Source organism: Chrysosporum bergii ANA360D, assembly GCF_029891735.1.
In the GTDB taxonomy this organism is placed as follows: domain Bacteria; phylum Cyanobacteriota; class Cyanobacteriia; order Cyanobacteriales; family Nostocaceae; genus Umezakia; species Umezakia bergii.
In genome coordinates this window covers 1-14,062 of record NZ_JANQDH010000006.1, presented here as the reverse complement: position 1 = coordinate 14,062, position 14,062 = coordinate 1, and the positions used below count along the sequence as shown (strand labels likewise).

Genomic DNA, 14,062 nt, shown 5'->3' with positions numbered 1-14,062 from the left:
TAACCCAGATTTGATTTTAAATAATATCAATTCCAACTGGAATACAGTGTGGTTGATGAATGGAACCAACTACGCCGGTTTTGCCAACTTACCTACAGCCCCTGCTGGTTGGCAAATTGCTGGTATGGCTTAAGGTTTTAGCTGTGATTTTAATTTTTCTACTTCCAGATGCATCTGCCATTTGACTGCGGCGATCGCACTCTGGTAAATTTTGGGATGAACCATAGCCAAGTTATGCTCACTTTGATAAAACTCTCTTGCTAACAAAGGATATTCAGCTAGACAGCTTTCCTGAGCAAAAATTAACAAATTCTGAGCATACCAAGGTTCTACCCTCTGATTATTCCAAATTTTCCTTCGCAGGCAATCAATGGCCACATAGCCATAGTTGGCGAAAATCTCACTCCAATAATCCTGCCACTGTTCATTGATATGATTAACCCCCCCTTGAAAAGGAATTGCCGCTGAGAACAGCACGATACTTCCTAACTTAGTTAAGGAGTGTATAAAACTATTAGCACATTCACTGGGAAGATGTTCGGCAACCTCTAAAGACACCACCAAATCAAATTTTCTCTCAATTTCCCAAGATTGCTGTAAATCAAAGCAGAGAAATTTACTGGGTTCAATCTCTAGCATATTTACATCTACATAATCTCCATCTATGCCCAGGTATTCTTCTACCCCCGCATCTCTAAATACTGCTATCCAAGTCCCCAAACCACAACCAACATCCACTACGCTTGTTGGTTGGATTAGTTCCATGACTAACGGTACAACTTCCTGGGCGGAAAGTCGTGAACCTTCTTGAAGAGACTGGTAAAAATTTTGTGTATATAGTTGATTATTCATGCACTTTGTTGTAACCTCTATATCATCTCAGTGATGTGTAACATCAAATAAACTGTTTCTACCAAAAGAGCTTTACTAATGAAGATAGCATATGTTTCCCGTGAATTTGGACCCATTACGGGAGGAGGAATTGGTACTTACATAGCCAATATTAGCAAATATATGGCGGAAAGAGGTCATGATGTGTATCTCATTACTGACTGTTTTTCTGCCTGTCATCTGCACTACTTACCGCCAAAGGTCACCTTGATTAGGACAGAGCCAGCCATCAGCGATCGCTATTTCTTTACATACAATCAAAATTATTCAGATCGGGTTTATCAAACCCTAAAATTACTCAGTCCTTTTGATGTAATTGAATTTGCCGAATATAATGCAGAAGGGTTCACCACAATTAGAGCTAAAAAACTCTTAAATGAATTTGCCAACACTCAACTAGTTGTCAAGCTGCATACACCCCGATCTTTTCTAGTAGAATTAGATGAAGAAAAACATACAAATACTCAAACACCAATAGATATATATTTAGAGGACTACTGCGTCAAGAATGCTGACATAGTGACATCTCCCTCCGCATCTCTTGCTCAATACTTTACAGAAAGACTGAATTTAACCTCTATCCGCAGAAGTCCATACCCATTGTCATTATCTATTGTTAACCCCACACGGCAATTTTTAAAAGCACAAATTCAGAAAGTGACTTTTATTGGTAGTGTTCAAGTCAGAAAAGGCGTAGATACCTTTATTGAAGCAGCTAAAATAATTCTGAAAAAAGAGCCTAATTTTGTATTTGAAATATATGGTAGAGATACATACACCGCCCCTTTTCAACGTTCTTACACAGAATACCTAAAAAAACTTATTCCTCATGATTTAAAAGATAAAATTGTTTTCAAAGGCTCTGCAGCTTATGAACAAATACCCCAAATTTTGTTAGACACTTGTTTTTGTATATTTCCCTCTCGGTGGGAGAATTGGGCCAATGTTTGCTTAGAAGCAATGTCTATGGGCTGTGTGGTTATTGGTAGTGAAAAAGGTGGGATGTCGGAAACAATTGAACACGGAAAATCAGGATTTTTAATCAATCCACGCCAACCAGAAGAAATCGCCCATATCATCTTAGATAGTCACAGAAATATTGATTACTTACACCATATTTCCCAAAACGCACAATCAAGTATCAAGCAATGGTGTGATCCAGAATTAGCTTCTCAACAGGTGGAAGAATCTTATAAAATTGATAGCCCTCCCAGAAAATGGGCAGTTAATCAAGAGGCTAAAGTATCAGTGATTATCCCTCTTTATAATCAAGGGCAGTATATTAAAGAGGCGATTAAATCTCTGCAAGAATCTAGTTACAAAAATTTAGAAATTATAGTTGTCAATGATGGTTCTAACGATGGAGAGACTAATCAAATTTTTCAGGAGTTATTAGGTGTAATTAAAGTTTTTAAACCCAATGGAGGATTAAGCTCTGCTCGCAATGCAGGGATACAAGTTAGTTCCGGCGAATTTATTCTACTTCTAGACTCAGATGACAAAATACATCCTGAGTATATTGAGAAAGCCGTGACGGCTCTCATGAATAATCCTGATGTCAGCTATGTAGGTTGCTACACCCGCAATTTTGAAGCTTATGGATATGCTCAAGCTCCTGTTGGCTTCATTCCTGAGTTAATGCTTTTCATGAATACTAACGTAGTAAATAGCACAAATTTATACCGCTCAACAGCTATTCAAAAAGCAGGAAACTTTGATGAAGAGTTAATTTCTTACGAAGACTGGGATTACTTTATCAGCTTGTATGAAAATGGTTGTAAAGGCGACATTTTGCCGATGGAATTATTTTTCTATCGTCGCCACTACGATTCCATGGTTTGGACAGTAGCACAGCCTCACAGGACTCAATTAATTCAGTATATGCTAAACAAACACAAAAAAACCGTAGCTTCATTTTCTAACATCATGGTGCAATATCTTACTCAACTATGGAAAGACAAAGAAATGGAATGCGAAGCTGCTGCATCAGGAGTAAATCATAGTTATGAAATCAATCAACTAAAGCAACGGATTATAGCGATGGAATCATCTAAGTTTTGGCAGCTACGAAAATTATGGTTTAAAATTAGGTATAAGTTGGGTTTATCTAAAGAACTGGATTAATAATTCACTATTCTTAATTGGCTCCTAGGGACTTTAGTCCCTAGTACAAGCTAATTATTTCTTACAGGCGATTTTAGTTATTCGGTGTATTTCCCTTACCCCGTAAGATTTGTCCTGAAAACTTTTAACTACTGTTAACTGGGTGTAAACTAAAGACTGAAGAATTTAGACAATATTCTTCAGCCTTTGTAGTTCGTAACACTCTACTCTATGAGCAACTGCTGCTCACTGGTATTTTGTTAGAGAGTTGTAATGTCTTTTTCTTTTTCTGCAAACAACTCATCTATTCTGACAGTGTATTTGTTGGTGAGTTTTTGCAGTTTATCTAGTTGGTCTTTTGATTCATCTTCAGAAATTTCTGCAGCTTTCTCCTCCTTGCGAATGGAGTCTTGGACATCACGACGGATATTGCGGATGGCGACGCGGCCTTCTTCAGCATACTTAGCAGCAATTTTGACTAATTCCTTGCGGCGATCGCTGGTCAAAGGAGGAATATTCAGCCGAATGACAGAACCGTCGTTACTGGGTGTTAAACCGACATCTGATAGGGAAATTGCTTTCTCAACCATGTTTAAGCTTTTTCTATCGTAAGGCTGAATCCAAATGGTTGTAGCATCGGGGGTGCTGATGTTAGCCAGTGATTTTAATGGTGTTGGTGAACCGTAGTAGTCCACTAACACTTTATCTAGTAAACTCACATTGGCCCGGCCAGTGCGAATAGTGTTAAAAGCGCGTTGAGTGGCCTCAACGGTTTTTTGCATCGTACTCTCAGCTTCAGATAATTTCACAAGAACCTCCCACAAGGGTACCGATTGATTCTCCCAATACGGCTCGGCGGATGTTACCTCCCACCGTTAAGTTAAAAACCAGAATTGGGATATTATTGTCTTTACACAAGGCGATCGCTGTACCATCCATTACCCGCAAATCGTTGGCTAAAACGTGCGCGTAGGTAATACTGGTATAACGCTTGGCGTTAGGATTAACATTGGGGTCAGCATCATAAATTCCGTCTACCTTAGTGGCTTTAAAAATCACTTCGGCATCAATTTCTGCTGCTCTTAAAGCTGCAGTGGTGTCAGTGGTAAAGAAGGGATTTCCTGAACCAGCACCAAAAATGACTACCCGACCTTTTTCTAAGTGACGGATGGCGCGACGACGGATATACGGTTCCGCTAATTCTTGCATAGCGATGGCGGTTTGTACCCGCGTCTGTACCCCTATTCGTTCTAACGAATCTTGTAGCGTCATGGCATTCATTACCGTGGCAATCATCCCTATGTAGTCAGCAGTTGCCCTGTCCATCCCCGCAGACGCGGCTTTAACGCCACGAAAAATGTTCCCTCCGCCTACGACGATGGCGATTTGAACGCCAGTGGCTACTACCTCCGCTACTTCCTGGGCTATTTCTTTGACCACTTCAGGATCAATGCCATAGCCCATGTTGCCCATTAAGGCTTCACCGCTTAGTTTGAGTAAAACCCGTCGGTAATTCGTTCCCATGAAGTTACGCTTTATCAAAAAAGTTGCAATTGCCTCCAATTTAAGATAGCAGTACAGCGACTATATATGTCTATTTTGGCCAAATCAATTAAGTTGTTGTTGGTTGGGTTTATGGTGGGTTAACTGATTGGTCTTAATAAAAAAAATATTACAAAATGTGAACTATAATCATAATCATATCAAAATCCCCAAAAAACCTTCATATATTCATAAATTTGTGATGACAACTTCCACATACACATTTACTTCCACAAAAACTTGGATTTGGCAAGGGTTCCCCATCTGCTATCAGAGTCAGGGAACTAATGGACCTGCAGTTGTTCTCGTGCATGGCTTTGGAGCTTCATGGTGGCACTGGCGGAAAAATATCCCCGTCTTAGCAGAAAATTGTCGTGTTTATGCCATTGATTTGATTGGCTTTGGCGCTTCCGCCAAACCTGAACCACAGAAAGAAATTAACTACACCTTAGAAACATGGGGACAGCAGTTAACTGACTTTTGCCGGGAAGTTGTGGGTGAACCGGCTTTTTTAATAGGAAATTCCATTGGCTGTATTGTCGTACTACAAACAGCAGTTAGCAACCCAGATACAGCTTTAGGAGTGGCTTTACTCAACTGTTCCTTAAGATTGTTGCACGATCGCAAGCGGGCAACACTACCTTGGTTTCGTCGCTTCGGAGCGCCGATTTTACAACGGATATTATCTATTAAACCAGTGGGTGAGTTTTTTTTCCACCAAGTGGCTCAACCGAAAACAGTACGTAAAATTTTACTCCAAGCCTATGCTAATGCGGAAATAGTCACAGACGAGTTAGTTGATATTCTCACAGCACCAGCAAAAGATCCAGGGGCTGTAGCAGTGTTTTTAGCTTTTACAGCCTATTCCACAGGTCCCCTACCAGAAGACCTTTTACCATTGCTATCTTGTCCTGCCATTATTTTATGGGGAACGGCGGATCCTTGGGAACCAATAGACTTGGGTAGAGAATTAGCCAACTACCCACAAGTGTTAAAGTTTATCCCTTTGGAAGGGGTGGGACATTGCCCCCAAGACGAAGCACCAGAGTTAGTGAACCCAATTTTACAGGATTGGATGAAGGAGCAATAGTTGATCACAAATCAAAGTACACAAATCAAAGTACACAAAAACGAAGACCGCGTGGCCTTCGTTTCCTCAAACCTGGGAAAGCAGGCTGTTAATGCTCTATAGGATTACGCAACTTTTAGACCTTAGTAGAACCCACCATAGCCACCATAGCCACCATAGCCCAAGCCACCATAGCCACCGTAGCCACCATAGCCCAAGCCACCGTAGCCACCGTAGCCCAAGCCACCATAGCCACCATAGCCACCGTAGCCCAAGCCACTGGATACAAGCTGTTCTTCTTCAGATAAATCTATTAACAAATCAGATGGTAGGTCTCGAACTGACATAGTTTTCACCTCAAATTCCTCCATTATTTGGTACACAGGTACGTCAAAAAAAATCGTGAATTATAGTACCTATGCCTTTATTTATAAATAAGATTTATAGTAATTAAATTATCCTCAAGTGATAAGATTATAAGGGGATAATATATCTTTTAGTTAATGTAAGAATTAGCTTTTATATAAATTGACTGTTTATACAAATATCTAGTATAAATTAATTAGAAATAAGCAGAAAAACAAAGTTATCAACATTAAAAAACTCTCTACACCTTATTTATTTACGCTTGTTACTTAAAAATAATTTTAGTTATCCAAACGGACTCCTATAGACACCTTGGACTTCTTGATTAATCAAGAAGTCCGGTGTTTATCTGGGGCTTTGATGTTTAGTCAGATTGTTAAAACATATTTTTAGAAACCATCAAAAGGATTACCACCACCGCCAAAAGGTCTGCTACCACCACCGCCAAAACCACCACCGCCAAAACCACCGCCAACAGGTTGTCCAGCAACAAAGCCTAAAATCCGCACAGGGATACGTTGACCACTAGAATCAGTGAGAACACCCGTGACGGTAATATCAGGTCTAGTTTGTCCACCCAAGAGTATTTGACCCCCGGAAATAAGTTCTTGCGACTGTGGGGATAAGTCTATAAATAATTTGCTTTGAAGAGTTTTTTCTGACATTATTTCTGTCCTCGATCTAGTAGATAAATGTTAGGTAGCACCCAGCTAAAAAAAATTTTCTCTAGCTGGGGGCAAAATTACGGACTCCGTTTGACGTTATACCGTAATAAAAGTGTTGACTAACTGACTAAGTAGATAACACTACAAAGCGGAAACCGTGGTAATAATCAGTCTTTATTTAACGACTTCAAGAATACCAGTCAAGCGGATGGGAATACGGCGAACACGTTTTTCAGAGTCGCGATCATCTCTACGTCTACCATCAAATTGATCTTGTCCAAATTCACTGTCAGATCCGTCCATTGAATCTCTAAATTCTCCACCGGATAGAAGCTGCTGTTGTTCTGGTGATAGTTCTTGGAACAAGTCAGTTTTGGTGATTGGGAATGACATAATTTTGTACCTCACTTACTTTGCTTAGGTGTGTAATTACCTATGTTTTTATTATTAAATAATTTCTAAGTTTTTAAATTGTGCTTAAGGTAGAAAAATATCTATTATTTTTACTTCCTTAGACTCATGAAAGTATTTATTTGTTTTTTATATCTTTTAGATCCGTAAAAAATAGAGACATTTACTCTAATGTCTCCAAATCAAAATGATGATAAGTTAATTAATCAACTGGTTAGGGATGAAAATAATTGATTAATAATTTTACCCATTAAATTATTTAGGCTATTACTATTAGGGGGAGAGGAGGGTAATGTAAAGGTTATGGATGAGGCTATGGTAATTTGTGATAAGGTATATTTAGTAGTTTGGGAACTAGAGTCATCACCTGCTAGATTTAAATTATTATCTGCTTCAGTTTGAATGTCAGTTTTTTGAAAGAAAAAATTAGTAGTTCCTAGTATATCTTGTGTTTGCCCACCGGCTAACTTTTCTTGTTCTTGTTCAGATAGATATTTCAAAAAAGAATGTTTTTTTGATGTGTGTTTTTTAAACATATAGCATTTATTAAAGACGTGACACACTAATGTAAATGATCGTCTTGTAGTGCGGGCATCTTCCATGAAATATGTACCTCACTTGGGCAAAATTCGCTAACTATAATATTAGTTACAACCGGGGAAAATATGATCAAATATCTCAAATGTCATAAAGATAAAAACTTGAGATGCTCTCCTGGTTGTGCCAAAAAAGTATCGGGAGTACCTTGTAATTGCACTTGACCTTTTTCTAACATCACAATCCAATTAGCTCGCTTGATGACACTGGGACGATGGGTAATTAAAATGGTGGTTTTGCCTTGGCGGTATGCCAAAATACCATCTAAGACGTTAGCTTCACTAACTGGGTCGAGTCCTGCGGTGGCTTCATCTAAAATCAGCACGGGTGGATTGGTGAGAATTCCTCTGGCGATCGCTAATCTTTGTTTTTGTCCGCCGGAGAGATTAGCCCCAAATTCACCCAACACAGTTTGATACTTATTGGGAAGTTGACTGATAAAGCTATCTGCATCAGCAATCTCGCAGGCCTTGACAATGGCTTCAAAAGAAATGTATGGTGTTCCCAAACGGAAGTTTTCTAAAATAGAACGACTCCAAAAATGAGGTTCTTGGGGAACATAAACTATTTGTTGTCGGAGACAGTCCAGGGCTATGTCATCTAGGTTAAAAGAGCCAATGCGGATATTACCGGAATTTGGCTGATATAAGCCTGCTAATAGTTTGGCTAAGGTACTTTTACCACAACCAGATTTACCAATTAAGGCGATCGCTTGTCCACCGGGAAACTTAACGGAAAAATCTTCTAATAAGTCAATTCTACCGGGGTGGTGAAAGGTGACATGGGAAAAATGAATATCCGCACTTCCAGAAATTTGCGCCACAGGCTTTTGACTACCTCCCACTACTTCTGGTGTAGCGTCAATTACTTCTAAAAGCCGAGAGATTGCTGTTTGAGAGCGAAAATATTCATCTACCAGGCTAACCAAGGAATTAATTAAGTTGAGGACATTGACCTGTAGAGCGTTAAAAGCCAGCATTTGACCGATGCTTAATTGTCCCTGAATGACTAACATACTTCCTAACCCTAATAAAGCAACACCACCAATAGTAGAAAGAAGTTTAGTAAAAGTAGTGTTAATGATGCCAATTTGCACAGTGCTAAAGGTGAGATTGGCAAGACGACCAAAACGACTTTGAAATTCTTCCCAAAATTGAGGGGCTGCATTTGTGGTTTTAAGTACTTGTGCCCCCTTAAATGTTTCTACTAACACCCCTTGGTTTTCCGCCCCTAAAACTAACAAATTGCGGGTTTTTTGTTGCAGGATAGGTAAAAAAGGAACAGTGGATAAGGTCATTAAAATGCTAATGAAAATCACTGCTAATGTTAGCCGCCAACTATAAAACAGCATTAAGCAGAAAGAAATCACAGCAATGAAAAATTGACTAGGTAAAAGAACAACTATCTGTGATACTAGCTGGTTAATATCATTAATATCTCGCAATCGGCTAGTAATTTCACCACTACGCCGGGCTTCGTAGTAGTTCAAAGGTAACTGGAGTATCTTGCGCCCAAACTCTAAAACCAGTCCTAATTGCAGCCGTTGACCAAAGTTGGCAATCATATTTGATTGCAATAATTGCAGAGTGCTGCTGAATAAAGTCATGACTATAACTGCTGCCACCACAACGGTGAGTAGCTGGGTATCTCCGCGCACTAAAACATCATCCGTGAGGATTTGGATCAGTACAGGCGCACCTAAAGCTAGTACACCCAAGGCAATATTCAGCATTAAAACCTGAGTTAGCAGACCACGATAAGGCAAGATGCGTTTAATAAAGCGTCCTAAGCCCCCCATGGGTTTCTCCTGGGGCTGATCAAAAAAGCGGTCTGGGTCTGGTTCTAATAAAAGCATCACCCCATTCCAAGCGGAGGCTAATTCATCTCGGCTAACATAACGAATACCCACTGATGGGTCAGCAATGACATATTTTTTGCCCTGTTGTTCATATAAAACCACCCAATGATAACCGCGCCAATGGATAATGGCTGGTAACTGCACTTCTTTGATTCTGTCGATAATTTCTGGAGAGGCTTTAACTGCTCTGGCATTAAAACCTAAATTCTCAGATCCACGTTTTAGACCTAATAAAGTGGTTCCTAGTTGTCCAGTTCCCACTGATTCTCGGCTGCGATTAATGCTTAAAAACCGTCCGTAATGTTGGCAAATAGAGGCCAGACAAGCTGCTCCACAGTCTTCTTCGCTTAACTGTGCAACACAATGATAGTTTTTTTGTAGTTTGATGAAACCCAACATAAGTTAATTCGTAATTTGTAGATTGAGTTGTGTGATGGGGGATGTATACTAATGTTACGTATATCTACGGATACAGGGGTGAAATACAGATTATTGGATTTAGCTGTTTAACAGCTTATAAATCTGTGATTAATCTAGCTTTGCGAAGAATGAAATTAAGGACTGTTTCTTGACGGGAAATAATATCGGCTCTACCTTCCATACCGGGTTTGAGATGACATTGATGATCTTTTCTACCTACAAATGTAGTTTGGGCTGCTATGGTGACTTCATAGGCAACCATCTGGGAGGTGTTGGTGCTGTTGTTTGCCACTGGTAGGGCATCTGGTGCAATAGTTTTTACTTTCCCGCGGAGAGTACCATAGTCTGGGTAGGGACAAGCGGAAACTTGCATCTGTACTTTTTGCCCTGGTTTTACTTTGTCGATGTCTTGGGGCTGGACAAAGGCTTTGATGACTATGGGACTATTTAGGGGGGCAATCTGAGCAATGGCTTCGCTTGGTTGTACTACTTGCCCTGGATTACGTAAATTTAATTGCAACACAGTACCTGTAACTGGGGAGCGAATCACGGTTTGATTCAGTTCGGTTTGTACTTGTTCTAGTTCTTTGGCGGTGCGAATTACTTGTTTTTGTAGTTCTAGACGCTGTTGAAGTAGGGTTTCTCGTTCTCTGTTCAAAGCGGCGAGGGTGGCTTCACCACTGGCTTGTTCTTGTTTAATTCGTTCATGGGCTACGGTTATAGCAGCATTACTGGGATTGATATTGGTTTGAGCTTTTTTGAGTTGAATTTCGGCCATCTTTAAGGCTTGTTCTTTTTCTTCTATTAACTCTTTAGCCTTAGCTTTTGCCTGTTCTAGTTTGGCTTGGGCTGATTTGACGGCTTGTTGTTTTTCCTCAAGTAAATTGCGAGAAATTGCTCCTGATGCCAATACTGACTGTAGTCGATCGCGTTGCAGTTGGGCTAAATTTAAGGCTACTTCGGCTTCTTGTACTGTGGCAGTTAATAAATTATTCTGTTGTAAGCGATCGCGTTGGATTTTTGCTAGTTTCCAGGCTGCTTCGGCTTCTATCAAATCAGCTGTGGTCTTAATTTGCTGGTCTTGATAGTTGCGTTGAGTGGCATTCAATTCGGCTTGTGCTGCGATGACTGTACGGTTAATTAAGGTGGTTTGGGCGGCAATCTGAGTCAGGATTTCACTTATTTGGGCATCAATTTGTTGTATTTGTAATTTATTCTGCTCAATACTGTTTTTTAGTTGGCTTTTTTGATTTTGCAGACCGGAATCATCAATGTAAGCAATGGGTTCTCCTTGATTGACTAGCTGATTTTCTTGCACATTTATTTTTTGTACTGTTCCCATCAGGGCAGATTGAACAATTCCTAGTTTTCCTTCGGGTCGAATAGTAGCAGGAACTTTGACTGTGACATTGTAATTAAAAACAGAGGTGAGACCAACAGCCGCAATGAAAGTAGTTAGCAGAACTCCTGCGCCGATATTCGTCCATTTATTGATATGGGGAAGAAACTGGTTAGGTTCAATTACATTGAGTTCTTCTGGTGTAGGTTGATTAAAGCTATACCAAAAATGGTTGTCTGGTTGGGGAAAGGAGTTCACGATACTATACCTTGGGTGGAAATGGGATAATCAGGTTATTGCATAGATTTCTGTCCACAGTCCAAAAATTGAACCTGTGACGGGTGTTTTTGCCAGCACCATTGAAGGTCAGTTTGTGGACTCTTCAAGAACCCCACGGCTAAAGCCGGGGGGAGTGTCAAATCTGGTTGATGATGTCCTATAATTGGGTATAGGGATAAAGCATGAAAAAAATAGAGGAGAACGCTCAAACTCTCTGGTGATACCTCACTTACTTTGAGCAAGTGTAATCTTCTCCTCTTTCCCTTTTTATGTGGAAATAGAGGAAAATTTAATTATCAGACCGGAACTTTGATAGGCTGACTAGATGTAAAACTTGTGGCATGAGAACTTACATCAGCCAGTTGAGTGTTTGATTGAGAAGAGTTGCCTTGTGGACTGGTGTTATTGGTTTTTGTAGTTTTTGCTAAGTCTTGAGTAAAATTGTTCTCTTTGAGTTGATAGTTAACACCACCAAGCAGCAATTCCTGTTGTAAAGGGGGTAACTCAACCAGGCAATCTGATGTGATGATTTCATGTGACATAATTATTAGCCTCACCAACAATGACCATTGTTAGTCTCACTCACATAATTCTTAAATAAAGGATTCCAGACGCTGACTGGTATTTACCCAAACAATCAAGTTGTACAAATATGAATAACACAGAAAGCTCCGGAATCCTCTTGGCGTTAGTTGTGTAATGATCAGTTATTCAAGATGCAAGATGTTTATGATACATGGATTATTCACTACCTCCGCCACTACCAGTACCGTTGAGAACTGGTGCCGCGCCTAAAGCGTCAACTGAAGGAACTTGTGCCGCACCTAATCCCATCAAGTCTTGTGCCGCAGTGTTAATAGCTGTCAGTTGACCTGTGGAGTTGGCAGTGCTACCATTTGGTCCGGAGTTGGTTGTTCCCTGTAAGTTAGCTAGTCTGTTGGCAAAATTGCTTCCTGTTAGCTCAAAATCAGCACCGCCTGTCAGGAGTTGTTGCTGCTGGTCAGATAACGCAACACATAATTCTGATACTATGGCTACTGCTGTCATGATTGTTAGCCTCACTCACGTAATTTTTTAACCAAAAATTCGAGAGTTATGTGACAGATATTTCGCGGGTCATGTGGGGGAGTTTAAAGATTTGGGGGGTTGAGTTTATTCTCCAGCACCACCAGCACCACCACCGGCACCACCACCACCGTTCAGAACTGGTGCGCTTCCTAGGGGTTCTATTCTGGGAACTTCTGCCGCAGCTAATCCTATTAAGTCTTGTGCCGCAGTATTGATAGCGGTAATATCACCTGTGGAGTTGGCATTACTGCCATTAGGTCCGGCATTACTTCTTCCTTGTAAGTTGGCACGTTTTTGAGAGAAGTTGCTACCAGATAGTTCAAAGTCCGAACCACCGGTTAACAGTTGTTGTTGGTCATCAGATAAAGTGACAAACAATTCTGATGCAAATATTTCTGGTGACATGATTGTTAGCCTCACTTACGTGTTTAGGTTGGTTACCACCTAAGAACTCAACTATAAGCACTATTTGTCAGGAATTCATAAATCCCCAGACATAAATTAGTCTTGTATATTTATTCCTAAAAGAAGATATCAATTAAGAAAAATGCCACAGCTGCACTGCCTAGCGGAACTGTTAAGTTATCAATCCCTAACAAGGAGAAGGCTTCTAAACTAGTGGACACTATGGCGATGATCAGGGATGCTACCCAAATGAACCAAATGTTTCCTTCTACACTGAATAAAATCAAGCTACTGATGGTATAACTAATTATTGCCATAGTTAGTGAACCTTCCCAGCTTTTTTGCGCTCCTAAGACTTTATACTTATGTTTTCCAAAACGTTGCCCGATCAGTGCGGCTAACCCATCGCCCCAAGCCATGACCATAATACCGATGGCTGCGTATTGGGGCTGTTGTATGTGCCAAAACCAGGCTACTAAAATGCCTATACTGACGGCGTAAAAGAAGGTTCCCAAACTTTGCCTACCCACACTATTAATACCGGGAAGAATGGGAAATTTGTATGATATTAAGGTAATGGCACTGGCTATAATGGAAGCGGTAATGCCTAAACTGGCTGGAACATCTAGCCACCAAGCCAGGAGGATCACATTACCAGTGCCAATATGAACAATTTTTCTGACTATTTCTGGCTCGCCCTTGGCAAAGTGATATACTATCCACGCCAAGAGAAGAATAAGTGACACCCAAAGGGTAACTACGGTAATTTGTAGCCACAGGGGTGGAGTTGGGGTTAAATCTAGGACTGGAAATAACAAAGAAATTACCAGAAATGCAACTTTTGATATTTATCAATTATAAGGAAAAGGGCTGAAAACCTGCTAGAGTAAATTATGACGTAGAATGTAGAATCACCTTGGGTTTACGGCGGAGACTGTCAAAAGATTTAAGGAATTGTGGTCAAACTATTATTGATTTGGTTAATTAAAGGTTACAGAATGTTTATTTCGCCTCTGTTTCCGCCTACTTGTCGCTTTCAACCAACTTGT

16 protein-coding genes are annotated in these 14,062 nt (G+C 40.2%); 3 read left to right on the top strand and 13 right to left on the bottom strand.

What is annotated here, in order from left to right; all coding sequences use genetic code 11:
• Positions 1-129 precede the first annotated feature (129 nt).
• Complete coding sequence (locus tag NWP17_RS00660) at positions 130-852, bottom strand: methyltransferase domain-containing protein (RefSeq protein WP_280652989.1); 723 nt, start codon at positions 850-852, stop codon at positions 130-132.
• Positions 853-930: 78 nt separating this feature from the next.
• Here NWP17_RS00660 and NWP17_RS00655 point away from each other — a divergent pair, with 78 nt between their 5' ends.
• Entirely contained in the window at positions 931-3,015 is a 2,085-nt protein-coding gene (locus tag NWP17_RS00655; protein WP_280652988.1) for a glycosyltransferase, read from the top strand.
• 239 nt (positions 3,016-3,254) lie between these two features.
• Here the strand turns inward: NWP17_RS00655 and frr are convergent, their stop codons facing one another.
• Positions 3,255-3,803, bottom strand: coding sequence for a ribosome recycling factor (gene frr, locus NWP17_RS00650; RefSeq protein WP_280652987.1), 549 nt, complete (start codon positions 3,801-3,803; stop codon positions 3,255-3,257).
• Complete coding sequence (gene pyrH / locus NWP17_RS00645) at positions 3,790-4,518, bottom strand: UMP kinase (protein ID WP_280652986.1); 729 nt, start codon at positions 4,516-4,518, stop codon at positions 3,790-3,792. Before pyrH ends, frr begins: the two co-directional genes overlap by 14 nt.
• A gap of 220 nt (positions 4,519-4,738) precedes the next feature.
• Between pyrH and NWP17_RS00640 the strand changes: the two genes are divergently transcribed.
• Complete coding sequence (locus NWP17_RS00640; protein WP_280652985.1) at positions 4,739-5,626, top strand: alpha/beta fold hydrolase; 888 nt, start codon at positions 4,739-4,741, stop codon at positions 5,624-5,626.
• 122 nt (positions 5,627-5,748) lie between these two features.
• Here the strand turns inward: NWP17_RS00640 and NWP17_RS00635 are convergent, their stop codons facing one another.
• The 10 genes from NWP17_RS00635 to NWP17_RS00590 all read right to left on the bottom strand — a co-directional run bounded on the left by NWP17_RS00635 (position 5,749) and on the right by NWP17_RS00590 (position 13,831).
• Positions 5,749-5,952: a hypothetical protein gene (locus NWP17_RS00635; RefSeq protein ID WP_280652984.1), complete on the bottom strand. Its 204-nt coding sequence runs from the start codon at positions 5,950-5,952 to the stop codon at positions 5,749-5,751.
• 408 nt (positions 5,953-6,360) lie between these two features.
• Positions 6,361-6,636 (bottom strand): hypothetical protein, encoded by a 276-nt coding sequence (locus NWP17_RS00630; RefSeq protein WP_280652983.1) that lies wholly within the window; start codon positions 6,634-6,636, stop codon positions 6,361-6,363.
• A 174-nt stretch (positions 6,637-6,810) separates the two neighbouring features.
• Complete coding sequence (locus NWP17_RS00625) at positions 6,811-7,029, bottom strand: hypothetical protein (RefSeq protein ID WP_280652982.1); 219 nt, start codon at positions 7,027-7,029, stop codon at positions 6,811-6,813.
• 224 nt (positions 7,030-7,253) lie between these two features.
• Positions 7,254-7,649: a hypothetical protein gene (locus NWP17_RS00620; protein WP_280652981.1), complete on the bottom strand. Its 396-nt coding sequence runs from the start codon at positions 7,647-7,649 to the stop codon at positions 7,254-7,256.
• An 83-nt stretch (positions 7,650-7,732) separates the two neighbouring features.
• Positions 7,733-9,901 (bottom strand): peptidase domain-containing ABC transporter, encoded by a 2,169-nt coding sequence (locus NWP17_RS00615; protein WP_280652980.1) that lies wholly within the window; start codon positions 9,899-9,901, stop codon positions 7,733-7,735.
• 115 nt (positions 9,902-10,016) lie between these two features.
• Positions 10,017-11,519: an HlyD family secretion protein gene (locus NWP17_RS00610; protein WP_280652979.1), complete on the bottom strand. Its 1,503-nt coding sequence runs from the start codon at positions 11,517-11,519 to the stop codon at positions 10,017-10,019.
• Between the two features lie 317 nt (positions 11,520-11,836).
• Positions 11,837-12,082 (bottom strand): CTB family bacteriocin, encoded by a 246-nt coding sequence (locus NWP17_RS00605; RefSeq protein ID WP_280652978.1) that lies wholly within the window; start codon positions 12,080-12,082, stop codon positions 11,837-11,839.
• A gap of 199 nt (positions 12,083-12,281) precedes the next feature.
• Positions 12,282-12,587: a CTB family bacteriocin gene (locus NWP17_RS00600; protein WP_280652977.1), complete on the bottom strand. Its 306-nt coding sequence runs from the start codon at positions 12,585-12,587 to the stop codon at positions 12,282-12,284.
• Between the two features lie 105 nt (positions 12,588-12,692).
• The gene (locus NWP17_RS00595; protein WP_280652976.1) at positions 12,693-13,013 is read right to left on the bottom strand and encodes a CTB family bacteriocin; all 321 of its coding nucleotides are present in this window, start codon (positions 13,011-13,013) and stop codon (positions 12,693-12,695) included.
• A gap of 116 nt (positions 13,014-13,129) precedes the next feature.
• Entirely contained in the window at positions 13,130-13,831 is a 702-nt protein-coding gene (locus NWP17_RS00590; RefSeq protein WP_280652975.1) for a diacylglycerol/polyprenol kinase family protein, read from the bottom strand.
• 138 nt (positions 13,832-13,969) lie between these two features.
• Between NWP17_RS00590 and NWP17_RS00585 the strand changes: the two genes are divergently transcribed.
• Positions 13,970-14,062 (top strand): membrane protein insertion efficiency factor YidD (locus NWP17_RS00585; RefSeq protein ID WP_280652990.1); only part of this gene is annotated, 93 nt, incomplete at its 3' end.

What these genes read in the sequence shown, in the direction of transcription:
- NWP17_RS00625 (WP_280652982.1), bottom strand. Translation starts at nt 7,029, where the DNA reads ATGTCATTCCCAATCACCAAAACTGACTTGTTCCAAGAACTATCACCA.
- NWP17_RS00595 (WP_280652976.1), bottom strand. Translation starts at nt 13,013, where the DNA reads ATGTCACCAGAAATATTTGCATCAGAATTGTTTGTCACTTTATCTGAT.
- NWP17_RS00620 (WP_280652981.1), bottom strand. Translation starts at nt 7,649, where the DNA reads ATGGAAGATGCCCGCACTACAAGACGATCATTTACATTAGTGTGTCAC.
- NWP17_RS00630 (WP_280652983.1), bottom strand. Translation starts at nt 6,636, where the DNA reads ATGTCAGAAAAAACTCTTCAAAGCAAATTATTTATAGACTTATCCCCA.
- NWP17_RS00660 (WP_280652989.1), bottom strand. Translation starts at nt 852, where the DNA reads ATGAATAATCAACTATATACACAAAATTTTTACCAGTCTCTTCAAGAA.
- NWP17_RS00600 (WP_280652977.1), bottom strand. Translation starts at nt 12,587, where the DNA reads ATGACAGCAGTAGCCATAGTATCAGAATTATGTGTTGCGTTATCTGAC.
- NWP17_RS00655 (WP_280652988.1), top strand. Translation starts at nt 931, where the DNA reads ATGAAGATAGCATATGTTTCCCGTGAATTTGGACCCATTACGGGAGGA.
- NWP17_RS00640 (WP_280652985.1), top strand. Translation starts at nt 4,739, where the DNA reads ATGACAACTTCCACATACACATTTACTTCCACAAAAACTTGGATTTGG.
- pyrH (WP_280652986.1), bottom strand. Translation starts at nt 4,518, where the DNA reads ATGGGAACGAATTACCGACGGGTTTTACTCAAACTAAGCGGTGAAGCC.
- NWP17_RS00615 (WP_280652980.1), bottom strand. Translation starts at nt 9,901, where the DNA reads ATGTTGGGTTTCATCAAACTACAAAAAAACTATCATTGTGTTGCACAG.
- NWP17_RS00635 (WP_280652984.1), bottom strand. Translation starts at nt 5,952, where the DNA reads ATGTCAGTTCGAGACCTACCATCTGATTTGTTAATAGATTTATCTGAA.
- NWP17_RS00605 (WP_280652978.1), bottom strand. Translation starts at nt 12,082, where the DNA reads ATGTCACATGAAATCATCACATCAGATTGCCTGGTTGAGTTACCCCCT.